This is a genomic window from Pseudomonas sp. RtIB026 (genome assembly GCF_016861355.2).
Classification (GTDB): Bacteria; Pseudomonadota; Gammaproteobacteria; order Pseudomonadales; family Pseudomonadaceae; genus Aquipseudomonas; species Aquipseudomonas peradeniyensis.
In genome coordinates, this window is record NZ_AP023348.2 from 2,989,193 (window position 1) to 3,001,587 (window position 12,395).

The window sequence follows — 12,395 nt, forward strand, 5'->3', positions numbered from 1 at the left end:
TTCCCAAATCCGCGTAGGACGTTTCTCTGATTTTCCTTTTCAGCGCTTATTGGCACTATTCAGTTACATCTCACCGGCGAATCCGCGCGGGCAGGCGATCCGCCGCCAAGGTTCAGAGATCCAGCACCAACCGCGCCGAGCGCGCCCGCGAGACGCACAGCATCATGGTCTGCTGCGAGGCTTTCTCCTCGTCGCTCAGGTACTGGTCGAAATGCTCGGCCTCGCCTTCGAGGATCGCCGTCTCGCAGGTGCCGCACACGCCTTCGCGGCACAGGCACTCGACCTTGGCGGCCTTGGATTTCTCGATGGCCTGGAGAATGGTCATGCCTTCCTCGACGGCCAGTTCGGTACCGGAGCGCGCCAGTACCACGGTGAACGCCGAGCCTGCGGTCGGCGCGGCGGCGGCGAACTGTTCCCAATGCACGCGGGACTCGGCGATGCCGGCGGCGGCGGCGCTGGCGATCACCGCGTCGATCAGCGGCTTGGGCCCGCACACATAAAGATGGGCGTCATCGGCCAGCCCCGCGCACAGCGCGGCGAGGTCGAGCTTGCGCTCCAGGCTGTCGATGTAGAAGCGGGTGTTGCCGGCATGCGGGCCTTGCGCCAGGTCGCCCTGGAAGGCGCCGTGCTCGGGGGCGCGGAAGGCGTAGTGCAGCTCGTAGGGGATGCTGCCGCCTTCGAGCTCGTGCAGTTGCGCCAGGAACGGGGTGATGCCGATGCCGCCGGCAATCAGCACATGGCGCCCGGCGCTTGGGTCGAGGGCGAACAGGTTGTTGGGGGTGGAAATGGTCAGCTCGCTGCCCACCTCGACCTGCTGGTGCATGAACGCCGAACCGCCCTTGGACTGCTCCTCCAGGCGCACGCCGATCTGGTAGCTGTGCAACTGGCGCGGGTCGCTCATCAGCGAGTAGGCATTGCTGAACTGGCTGCCGCAGGCCGACTGCATCTGCACGATGACGTGGCTGCCGCCGCCGAAGGCGGGCAGGGCGGCGCCGTCGGCGCGGGCCAGGGTGAAGCGCTTGATCTGCGGCGTGGCCTGTTCCACGTCGGTCACGCGCACCTTGAACATTTCGTATTGCTTGGCCATGGCGTACCTCGACAACGAAGCCCCGCGCCAGGCCCTGGCGCGGGGCGGGGAGCGTGTTCAGTCGTCCAGGTGGGCGACGGCGATCAGGTTGTGGAAGTGGGCGATGCCGTGCTCGCTCACGCCGCTGCGCTGCGAATCGACCATGATCCGGCCCTGGCCGCGGTAGCCGCGGGACTTCAGGCCCTTCTGCACGCTCTCGACCAGGCGCAGGTCCTCGGGACGGAACACCTCGCGGTACCAGTCGATCAGCTTGTGCTGCTCCTCGCTGAGGTCCTTGTTGAGGAAGTAGATGTCGTAGTGCTGCAGGGTGGTTTCGGCATCGACCGGGAACTCGTAGATCACGGTCATGAAGTTGGCCCCTGGCGGTACGTTGAACATGGTGCACGGCCAGGCCCAGAAGCCGGCGAAGGACGGATCCTTGACCGTTTCATCGAACTTGAACGACTGCTCCGACGGCTTGGCCAGGCCGTACTGCAAGGTCCAGTTGCCGTGCAGGCTATGGCTGTACTGGCCGACGTCCACCGAGTCGGAGAAGCCGGGGTGGGCCGGGGCGCAGTGGTAGCACTCGAGGTAGTTGTCGACGATCGACTTCCAGTTGGCCGGGGTGTCGCTGACGAAGCGTGCGGCCAGGTGCAGGTCGTCGATCACCGCGCAGGCCTCGCGCATGCGTTTTTGCATGCCGGGCAGCTGGTCTTCGACGGAACCGGCGTCGTTGTCCATGTTGATGAAGATGAAGCCGGCGTACTCTTCGACGCGCAGCTGCACCAGGGTGGAGTTGTCCTTGTCGAAGTTGGCCACGTTCTCGCAGTTGCGCGCGTGGGCCAGTTCGCCGTCGAGCTTGAAGGTCCAGGCGTGGTACGGGCAGGTGATGACGTTCTTGGCCTTGCCGCTGCCTTCGAGCAGCTGGTGGCCGCGGTGCGGGCAGACGTTGTAGAACGCGCGCAGCACGTCGTCGCGGCCACGCACGACGATGATGCTCTCACCGATCACCTGGCGGGTGATGTAGGCGTTTTTTTCGGCGACTTCGCTGCGGTGGCCGACGCAGATCCAGCTGCGGGCGAAGATCGCTTCCTTCTCGTGCTCGAAGACGGCGGCCTGGGTGTAGAACTTTGCCGGGAGGGTGAAGGCCTCTTCGGGGTTGGCGCAGAAGTCGGCGGGCAGGCGTTTGAAATCGTTCATGGCTCTATCTCGGTTCTTATTGGTTAACGCGTATCTGTTGGTTAACAAGTTGGGTAAATTTTTTTGTACTGCTGCGTGACGCTGCTTCCTGTAGGAGCGGCCTTGTGCCGCGAAAGGGCTGCGCAGCAGCCCCTGCAAATCCGAGGTAGACCCCAGATCCTGGGGGCCGCTTCGCGCCCCTTTCGCGGCACAAGGCCGCTCCTACATGGTCAGTGCACCGCCGCTGCGCTGCGCGGCGCCTGCTGCTGCGGCTCTTCGCCGGCCAGGCGGGTGGCCTCTTCCTCGATGCGGTACGCCGGCACCTGGCCGTAGTCGGCCGCCAGCCACTTGAAGAAGCCGTAGATCTTCACCAGCAGGATCACCATGAACGGGATCGCGGTGAGCACCACGGCGGTCTTCATGGTCGACAGCGAGGCCTTGGCGAACAGCATGGCCAGCGGCACCAGGGTCAGTACCACGCACCAGAACAGGCGCAGGGTCGGGCTCGGGTCCTCGCCCTCGCGCAGGTTGCGGGTGCTGGTGGCGGCCACGGCGTAGGCGGCGGCGTCCATGTGCGAGGCGCAGAACACCGCCATGATGAACAGGTACGCGGCGAGGAACAGCGTGCCCCATGGCAGGGCCAGCAAGAGATCGGTCACCGCCGCTTCGCCACCGAGGGTGCCGAGCAGCTTGGGCACGTCGATCTGGCCGTTGATGAACTGGTGCATGCTGTAGCTTTCCAGCGCGCCGAAGAAGAACCAGCAACCGAAGCTGCCGCCCAGCAGCAGGGCGAACACCACTTCCTTGATCAGCCGGCCACGCGAGACGCGGGCGACGAACATGGCCACGCCCGGCGCGTAGGACACCCACCACAGCCAGTAGAACACCGTCCAGTTGCGGGTGAAGGCGCCATCGCCGGCCGGGTCGGTGAACAGGCTCATCTGCACGTAATGTTGCAGCATCAGGCCGATGGAATTGGCGGTGTTGTTCAGGGTGAACTGGGTCGGGCCGACCAGCAGGACGATGGCGGCGAACACCAGGGCGCCGATGCAGACCATCTTCGACAGGCGCTGCAGGCCGCCGTCGATGCCGATGTACGAACTCAGCGAGAACAGCAGCGCCACCGCGCCGATCACCAGCAGTTGCACGGTGAAGGTGTTGGGGGTGCCGGCCAGGTCGGCAAGGCCACGGGTCAGGGTCGAGGCGGTGAGCGCCAGCGACACGGTCAGCGCGCCCATCATGGTCAGCAGGAAGATCAGGTCGACGGCGCGCCCGACGGGGCCGGTGGCCTTGAAACCGGTGACCGCCTCGATGATCGAGGCCAGGTTCAGGCCGCTCTTCTTGCGCACATGGAAGTGATAGGCCATGGCCAGCGAGGCCAGGGCGTAGATCGACCAGGCGCTGATGCCCCAGTGGAAGAACGAGTAGCTAACGCTGTACTCCAGGGCCTTGGCCGACATTGGCGCGATGTTCAGGCCCGGGGTCTGGTAGTAGTAGGCCCACTCCATCACGCCCCAGTACAGGGTCGAGGAGCCCATGCCGGCGCAGATGAACATGAACACCCAGGTGGTGGTGGAGTACTCCGGCTTGCCGGCGCCCAGGCGGATGTTGCCGTACTTGCTGAAGGCCAGGTACAGCACGGCCAGGGAACTGCCGAACACCAGGACCTGGACGCTGGTGCCGAAGGTGCGGGTGGCCACCTCGAACAGCTGGTTGGCCAGGCTTTCGGCCTGGGCGGGGAAGGCAGCAAGGCCGATCACGGTGAGCAGCACGGCCAACAGGCTCACGGCGATCAGGAACACGTCGATCTTTTTGTTATTGGGGGACATCAATTGTCTCCTGGAGCATTTTTTTTGTAGTAGGCGTCAGGCGTTGGGGAAGTCCGTATCGAGGCTGGGTTTTCCTTTCTGTTAACCGATGGATAACAAGTATCTTTTGGTTTACAGATTCTGCATTGAATCGAAGTGGGTGGCAATAGGATCGTCGGACAATCCGGATGGTTGGTTTCACCCTTTTCGCGGGTAAACCCGCTCCCACAGGGTTTGCATCCATCCTGTGGGAGCGGGTTTACCCGCGAAGCAAGCGCCGCCGACTCAGGCCCCGAGCAGCTCGGCAATGGCCTTGCCCACTTCCTGGGTCGAGCGGCTGCCGCCCATGTCGCGGGTGGTGTCGCCGTTGGCGATCACTGTCTCGATGGCCTTGAGGATGTCGTCATGGGCCGCCTGGTAGCGGGCGTCATTGTCGGCCTGGCCGAGGAACTCGAGCATCAGCGCGCCGGACCAGATCATCGCGATCGGGTTGGCAATGTTCTGGCCATGGATGTCCGGCGCCGAACCGTGCACCGGCTCGAACAGCGACGGGAACTTGCGCTCGGGGTTGAGGTTGGCCGACGGCGCGATGCCGATGGTGCCGGCGCAGGCCGGGCCGAGGTCCGAGAGGATGTCGCCGAACAGGTTGGAGGCCACCACCACGTCGAAGCGCTCCGGCTGCAGCACGAAACGGGCGCAGAGAATGTCGATGTGCTGCTTGTCCCAGCTGATCTCGGGGTAGTGGGCGGCCATGGCGGCGGTGCGCTCGTCCCAGTAGGGCATGCTCACGGCCATGCCGTTGGACTTGGTCGCCGAGGTGACGTGCTTGCGCTCGCGGGTCTGGGCCACGTCGAAGGCGTACTTGAGGATGCGGTCCACGCCACGGCGGGTGAACACCGACTCCTGCAGCACGAACTCGTTGTCGGTGCCTTCGAACATGCGCCCGCCCAGGGACGAATATTCACCTTCGGTGTTCTCGCGGATCACCACGAAGTCGATGTCGCCGGGCTGCTTGTTCGCCAGCGGGCAGGGCACGCCGGGGAACAGGCGTACCGGGCGGATGTTCACGTACTGGTCGAAATCGCGGCGGAATTTCAGCAGCGAACCCCACAGCGAGATATGGTCCGGGACCTTGTCCGGCCAGCCGACGGCGCCGAAGTACAGGGCGTCGAAGCCCTTGAGCTGGTCGAACCAGTCGTCGGGCATCATCTTGCCGTGGGCCAGGTAGTAGTCGCAGCTGGCCCACTCGAAGAACTCGAACTCAAGGTTCAGGCCGTGCTTGCGGGCGGCGGCCTCGACCACGCGCAGGCCTTCGGGGAGGACTTCGTTGCCGATGCCGTCACCGGGGATGGCGGCGATCTTGAAGGTCTTGGTCATGGGGCGCCTCTCGTGTTCAGGGAAGATGCGGCCATGCTATAAGGCTGTGCTTCGGAGATAATCCGGCAATCTATCAATTCTTGGTGCACGAATCGTGAATAATCTGCCGAACCTGGATGACCTCGATATCTTCCTGCAGGTGGCCCGTCGCGCCAGCTTTGCCGCGGTGGCCGACGAGCGCGGCATGTCGGCGGCGTTCGTCAGCAAGCGCATCCGCCTGTTGGAGGACAGCCTCGGCGTGCGCCTGCTGCACCGCACCACCCGGCGGGTGACGGTGAGCGAGGAGGGCGAGCGGGTGTACCAGTGGGCGCAGCAGATCTTCGAGACCCTGCAACGCATGGGCGACGACCTCAACGCCGGCCAGCGCGAGCCGGTCGGGCAGTTGCGTATCGCCAGCAGCCTTGGCCTGGGCCGACGCTTCGTGGCGCCGGCGCTGTCGGAACTGGCGGCGCGCTATCCGCGCCTGGACATCCGCCTGGATGTGCACGACCGCCTGGTGGACTTGATCGCCGAAGGGGTCGACCTGGATATCCGCGTGGGTAACGTGATCGCCCCGCACCTGATCGCCAAGCCCCTGGCGCGCAACCGTCGGGTGTTGTGCGCGGCGCCTGCGTACCTGGCCGAGCATGGCACGCCGCGGGTGCTGGCGGACCTGGCCAGCCATGACTGCCTGGTGATCAAGGAGCGTGACCACCCGTTCGGGCTATGGCACCTGGAAGGGCCGCAGGGTGAGGAGAGCGTGCGGGTGACCGGCGGGCTGTCGAGCAACCATGGCGAGGTGGCGCACCAGTGGTGCCTGGACGGGCGTGGCATCCTGCTGCGCTCGTGGTGGGACGTGCACGACAGCATCGCCGAGGGGCGGCTGGTGCAGGTGCTGCCGGACTACCAGCAGGCGGCGGACATCTGGGCGGTGTACACCGCGCCCTTGGCCGGCTCGGCCAAGGTGCGGGTGGCGGTGGAGTTCTTTCGGCAGTATTTTACCGAGCGGTATCGGTTGCCTGATTGAAGGCAGGGAGCCGTGTAGCGACCCCACCGCCTTCAATGACTTGGCGGGTTCGAACTCCGTTTAATTGGGTGGAGAAATATTGAACCTGAAGCGGTGAACATTACCGTTCATGGCACCGCCTGTCTGAGTCCTCTCGATAGTGTTTGGAATACCGTTGGGGGAATCGAAGTCAGCTATCCCGAATTTACCGTATAGCTGACCTTTGAAATTCAATGTCCGGCTACGGTCTTCGTTATAGAACGTCCAATAGCTAGTGGGGGGGCTGCCTGCTGAATGCGAGAAGATTAGCGCTGAACGTGCCTTGCCGCCCGCGTCGTGAGGGCAGCCTACTTCTTCAGTGATCAGGTATTCGGCAAAGGAAGTGCTAAAGCCACACATCGGGCTTTTGAAGTTTTTCTCAGCAAACAGCAGGACAGCATTACCTCCATGCAGGGCATCTACAACGGCGCCATCCAGTGCTTCGCCTTTCTGGCTACGCGTGTAGCCAGCGGGCACATCTTTTGAGTCGTCAATATTCTTGACCTCGACATCACCTGCACCTTCGGCAGTTCTCGTGTAGCACACATGACGTTCTCCTGGTCCGTCATAGAGGCAAAGGCGCTGTGCGATGCCGATATTGGTCAGCCGGAAGGACCGCACAGGTTGCTCATTGCACGCGCTGGAAATATTCACTGGTTGCCCGGAACGAATCTGAAGGTAGCATTCCTTTCCCTGGGAGCCCGTTTGTTCATATAGCGACAGACTGAGTGCATTGAACGGGCCGTAGAAACTGCTCACATACTCGGCCCTCTTGTCCTCAATGAACTGCGCCATGTCATGCAGCGCGTCACCCATGGGCTTGCCCTGATATTCCACCCTGGGGTTGGAGAAGTTGGGCAGGGCGCCGTGGGCGGTGACCATCTGGGTATGGAACTCAGGGGCGGTCTCGTGTTTGTAGCCATGGTTGAGTGGATTGGAAGGCGCAGGGTCCCAACCAACGGTGCCGCCATAGTTCTGGCCAAGTACATGGGCCAGTGACGAAGGGCAACTGATGGCGCTGTACGCGGTCTCCTTGGTCGACCAGCTGTACGCGACCCCACAGAACTCGGTGAAGGTGCCATACAGCGAGACCAGGTCTGCGCCCAGCGCGCCGCGGTTTTTCCAGACCATCTTGCCCAGCTCGGTGTCCTTGCTTTTCAGCTCGTCCAAGTCACTACCGTCGCCTTCGTAGTTGGAGTCGTAGATAGCGGCAAGTTCATAGATGACGTTCATCTTGCTGTTTGCAAAGTACTGGTTGGCATCCTGTAACGCACCAATCAGTTCCTCTTTGTAGTTTGGCTTGCTCTCGCGCACAGGCTTGGTCGATACCAGCAGCACACGAACGAAGTAGTAGTCAGGGCGTTTGGTCTTATCGGAGGGTGGGATTTTTTCGCTGGCCCCTGGGGTCGGCAACGGTTTGGATTCCGGCGGTAGTTTCGACTCATCAACCTTAATGAGTGCCTGCTGGCCAGGGTTTATGTAGTCAAGACGATAGAGCTGCCCATCGACGATCAGTCTACCGACGACCTTGTCCTGTTGGCGTACAAGGGAAAGATAGTAGCGCGGATCGTAATCGATTTCGTTCTTCGCTTGGCTTGCGGGTTTTTTCTTCCACACGGAGGCCTTGTAACCTACCCAACTGTCAAATCCGCTGGCCAGGGGCTTGGAGGGGCGCAAGTGGAACTCTACGGTTTTGCCATCAGGTGTCGAGACGGCGATAGCCTGAGTCTGTGGATCGACCAACTTCGCATCCACCTTGACCAGCTTGATCTCGACGTTGGCAGGTTCAGCCAACAACCTGGCCAGGTAACCTGTCGCGGTCTTCTTCAACTGGGCGGTATCCTGCCCGGTTTCTACAGTAAACAGTGGCGTGGCCGCCTGCGCGGAAATTACTGTGACCATCGCCAGTAATACCCCCGCCCACGCTGTTTTCCAATTGCGCACTTTCATCGGATTGCTCCTGTGGTTTAACCCTCGCCCACAGCAGAGCAGTTTGTGAAATACCAGTCACCTGGCAATAATGTCAGGTGACTGGCCGGGCCCTCAGTGGCTCATCACTTTCGCGGTGGCCTTGCGGCCGGATTCATAGACCTCGCGATCCATCGGCCGCGCCTGTGGGTTGCCAAGGTCTTCCATGGCCAGTCGATGGGTCTCCGGCGCCAGGTACGCGGCGAACGCGCACACGCAGGTGACCAGGAACGCCAGCCCGCCGACCACCAGCCAGATATGCTCCGAACCCGGTGGCGCCACGGCGGCGAACAGCGCCGGCAGCATGGCGGTGATCATGGTGCCGATGTTCTGCGCGATGGCCATGGCCGAGACGCGGTAGCGGGTGTGGAACAGCTCGGGGTAGAAGCTTGGGAACACAGCGTTGTAGCCCTGGTAGACCATGCCCCACATCAGGATCGAAGCGGTAAAGGCCAGCGGCACGTTCTGGATGCTGATCGCGTACAGGTAGGCGAAGGCCAGCAGGCCCGAGCCCAGGCAGCCGGCGATCATGGTCGGGCGACGGCCGATCCGGTCGGACAGGTTGCCGACGAAGGGGATCACCAGCACCGCGACGATGTTGCCCACCACCGGGATCCACAGGTACACGCTCTTGTCGAAGCCGATGCCGTAGGCCGGCTGCACCGCGTAGGCCGCGCCGAAGATGGTGGCGACCACCGGAATCACGTTCATCAGCGCCATGAACATCACCAGCACCATGTGCTTCCAGCTGTGGCGGAAGGCTTCGCTGATCGGCGACTTGGCGACCTTGTCCTGTTTCTCCTCCTGGACGAAAGCCGGGGTCTCGTGCACTTCCTTGCGGATGATGAAACCGGCGATCAGCACTACCGCGCTCATCAGGAACGGGATGCGCCAGCCCCACTCGTTGAAGGCCTCGCTGGGCATGAAGTAGGCCAGCGGCAGGAACACCGCCGCCGCCATCACCTGGCCGGCCTGCACGCCTTGCAGGGTGTAGCTGGCGTAGTAGCCGCGGCGGCCGAACGGCGCGTGCTCCATGATCATCGAGCTGGCTCCGGAGATTTCGCCGGCCACGGCGAAGCCCTGGACCAGGCGCAGCACCACCAGCAGCGCCGGGGCCAGCAGGCCGATGTCGTGGTAGGTGGGCAGCAGGCCCACGGCCATGGTCGACAGGCCCATCAGGAACATGCACAGCAGCAGCACGTTCTTGCGCCCGCGAGTGTCGCCCCAGTGGCCGAGCACGCAGGCGCCGATCGGGCGCGCCAGATAGCCCACGCCGTAGGTGGCCAGCGAGGCGATGATGGCCATTTTCGGGTCGGCGGAGGGGAAGAAGATCTGCGGGAAGATCAGCGCTGCGGCCTGGGCATAGATGAAGAAGTCGTAGTACTCGAGGGCAGAGCCGATCCATCCGCTGGCGGTGGCTTTCTTGGCTTGGGAGCTTGAGCGGGCCATGTTGTCTCCGTTGTTCTTGTCAGGGGCCGGATGGTCAGCGCGCGCGGGGCACGGCAACGGGGCTGTAGGGAGAAGACGAACGCGGCGGCGCGGATCGCAGGGCGAGCAAGGTATGCATAGGTCGGTACCCGTTTTCTTGAACTTATTATGTGGTGACGTTGGGCGTTGCAGCGCGGGGCCCGCCGAACGACCGGCGTGGCAGCGAGAAGGGCCGGCGGGGCCTGCGACTGGTGTTCATGGTTGTTCACGGGGGTGGGTGAATCAATTCGCCGGAACGGGTTTTGTTCGGTAATCGAACGAAAACTAACTGTTTCGTACAAAGTGCATTGCCGGGGCGACTTTACCTGCGAATAATCGATCGTGCCAGACAGATGCTGTCGGGACTGGCCCTTTCGCGGGGCAAGCCCGCTCCTACAGGGAACAACGCAACACCTGTGGGAGCGGGCTTGCCCCGCGATAGGGCCGGACCTGCCCTGGCCTCCCTCAATAACAAGGAACACCCGCCATGCACCGTTCGATCGCCACCGTTTCCTTGAGCGGCACCCTGCCGGAAAAACTCGAAGCCATTGCCGCCGCGGGTTTCGACGGCGTCGAGATCTTCGAGAACGACCTGCTGTACTACGCCGGCAGCCCCCGCGAGATCCGCCAGCTGTGCGCGGACCTGGGGTTGGCGATCACCCTGTTCCAGCCGTTTCGCGACTTTGAAGGCTGCCGCCGCGACCGCCTGCACAAGAACCTCGACCGCGCCGAGCGCAAGTTCGATCTGATGCAGGAGCTGGGCACCGACCTGGTGCTGCTGTGCAGCAATGTCCAGCCCGACGCCCTGGGCGATGAGCAACTGCTGGTGGACGACCTGCGCCTGCTTGCCGAACATGCCGGTGACCGCGGCCTGCGTATCGGCTACGAGGCCTTGGCTTGGGGCCGCCACGTCAACACCTGGCAGCAGGTGTGGAGCCTGGTGCGCCAGGCCGATCATCCGGCGCTGGGGGTGATCCTCGACAGCTTCCACACCTTGTCGATCAAGGGCGACCCCAGCGGTATCCGCGATATTCCCGGCGAGAAGATCTTCTTCGTGCAGATGGCCGACGCACCGATCCTGGCCATGGATGTGCTGGAGTGGAGTCGCCACTTCCGCTGCTTCCCGGGGCAGGGCGAGATGGACCTGGCGGGTTTCCTCGCGCCGATTCTGGCCACCGGCTATCGCGGTCCGCTGTCGCTGGAGATTTTCAACGACGGTTTCCGTGCGGCACCGCCCCGGCAGAATGCCGCCGACGGCTTGCGTTCGCTGCTGTATCTGGAGGAGAAGACCCGCCTTCAGTTGGAGCGTGAGGCGCGGGCTGCCGAGCCTGGCGTGCTGTTCGCGCCGCCGCCCGCGAGCCGCTACGACGGCGTGGAGTTCCTTGAATTCGCCGTCGACGAGGCGGTAGGCGCGCGCCTGGGTGTGTGGCTCAAGCGCCTGGGCTTCGCCGAGGTCGGCGAACACCGCAGCAAGGCGGTGCGCCTGCTGCGCCAGGGCGATATCAATATCGTGCTCAACGCCGAGCCTTACTCGTTCGCCCACAACTTCTTCGAGGCCCATGGCCCGTCGTTGTGTGCCACGGCCCTGCGGGTGAACGACGGCCAGGCCGCGCTGCGGCGCGCCACCGCCTACCGTGGCCAGCCGTTCCGTGGCCTGGTCGGCCCCAATGAGCGCGAGATCCCGGCGGTGCGCGCCCCCGACGGCAGTCTGTTGTACCTGGTAGAGCCGGACAGCGATGGCCCGACCCTCTACGACACCGACTTCCACCTGGACCGGAACGCCCAGGCCAGCGGCGGGCTCAAGCGCATCGACCACATGGCCCTGGCGCTGCCGGCCGAGGCGCTGGACAGCTGGGTGCTGTTCTACAAGAGCCTGTTCGATTTCACCGCCGACGACGAGGTGGTGCTGCCCGACCCCTATGGCCTGGTCAAGAGCCGTGCCCTGCGCAGTCAGTGCGGCAGCCTGCGCCTGCCGTTGAACATTTCGGAGAACCGCAACACCGCCATCGCCCATGCCCTGGACAGTTATCGCGGCTCGGGCGTGCACCATGTCGCCTTCGACTGCGACGATATCTTCCGCGAGGTGGCCAGGGCCAAGGAGGCCGGCGTGCCGTTGCTGGAGATCCCGCTGAACTACTACGACGACCTGGCGGCGCGCTTCGACTTCGATGACGAGTTCCTCAGCGAGCTGGCGTATTACAACGTGCTGTACGACCGCGATGCCCAGGGCGGCGAGCTGTTCCATGTGTACACCGAACCGTTCGAGGGGCGCTTCTTCTTCGAGATCCTGCAGCGCAAGGGCGGTTACGCCGGGTATGGCGCGGCCAACGTGGCGGTGCGCCTGGCGGCGATGGCCAAGGCGCGCAAGTCGGTGCTGTAGCTGTAGGAGCGGCCTTGTGCCGCGAATGGGCTGCGTAGCAGCCCCAGGATTTCAGCGTTCAAGCAAGGATCGCCGGGGCCGCTTTGCGGCCCTTTCGCGGCACAAGGCCGCTCCTACAGGGACCGC

General features: G+C 63.5%; 8 protein-coding genes. 2 read left to right on the forward strand and 6 right to left on the reverse strand.

Going from position 1 to position 12,395, the window contains the following annotated elements; genetic code table 11:
• Positions 1 to 112: 112 nt before the first annotated feature.
• From PRtIB026_RS13535 to PRtIB026_RS13550, 4 genes are all read right to left on the reverse strand, one after another.
• On the reverse strand, positions 113 to 1,087 hold the full coding sequence (locus tag PRtIB026_RS13535) for a PDR/VanB family oxidoreductase (protein ID WP_267812162.1): 975 nt from the start codon (positions 1,085 to 1,087) through the stop codon (positions 113 to 115).
• Positions 1,088 to 1,144: 57 nt separating this feature from the next.
• Entirely contained in the window at positions 1,145 to 2,266 is a 1,122-nt protein-coding gene (locus PRtIB026_RS13540) for an aromatic ring-hydroxylating oxygenase subunit alpha (RefSeq protein WP_050706148.1), read from the reverse strand.
• 209 nt (positions 2,267 to 2,475) lie between these two features.
• Positions 2,476 to 4,074, reverse strand: a complete 1,599-nt coding sequence (locus PRtIB026_RS13545; protein WP_198744704.1) for a BCCT family transporter — start codon at positions 4,072 to 4,074, stop codon at positions 2,476 to 2,478.
• Positions 4,075 to 4,338: 264 nt separating this feature from the next.
• Positions 4,339 to 5,430 carry a tartrate dehydrogenase gene (locus PRtIB026_RS13550; RefSeq protein WP_234562408.1) on the reverse strand — a complete coding sequence of 364 codons (1,092 nt, stop codon included), beginning with the start codon at positions 5,428 to 5,430 and terminating at the stop codon, positions 4,339 to 4,341.
• Between the two features lie 94 nt (positions 5,431 to 5,524).
• On the opposite strand from PRtIB026_RS13550, the gene PRtIB026_RS13555 reads away from it, so the two are divergent.
• Positions 5,525 to 6,436, forward strand: coding sequence for a LysR substrate-binding domain-containing protein (locus PRtIB026_RS13555; protein ID WP_203647171.1), 912 nt, complete (start codon positions 5,525 to 5,527; stop codon positions 6,434 to 6,436).
• A gap of 60 nt (positions 6,437 to 6,496) precedes the next feature.
• Here PRtIB026_RS13555 and PRtIB026_RS13560 read toward each other — a convergent pair whose 3' ends face one another.
• A complete protein-coding gene (locus PRtIB026_RS13560; protein WP_203647169.1) occupies positions 6,497 to 8,404 on the reverse strand; it encodes a hypothetical protein in 1,908 nt (635 codons plus the stop codon).
• Between the two features lie 93 nt (positions 8,405 to 8,497).
• Positions 8,498 to 9,871 carry an MFS transporter gene (locus PRtIB026_RS13565; RefSeq protein WP_203647167.1) on the reverse strand — a complete coding sequence of 458 codons (1,374 nt, stop codon included), beginning with the start codon at positions 9,869 to 9,871 and terminating at the stop codon, positions 8,498 to 8,500.
• Positions 9,872 to 10,376: 505 nt separating this feature from the next.
• Between PRtIB026_RS13565 and quiC the strand changes: the two genes are divergently transcribed.
• The gene (gene quiC, locus PRtIB026_RS13570; RefSeq protein WP_203647165.1) at positions 10,377 to 12,269 is read left to right on the forward strand and encodes a 3-dehydroshikimate dehydratase QuiC; all 1,893 of its coding nucleotides are present in this window, start codon (positions 10,377 to 10,379) and stop codon (positions 12,267 to 12,269) included.
• Positions 12,270 to 12,395: the final 126 nt, after the last annotated feature.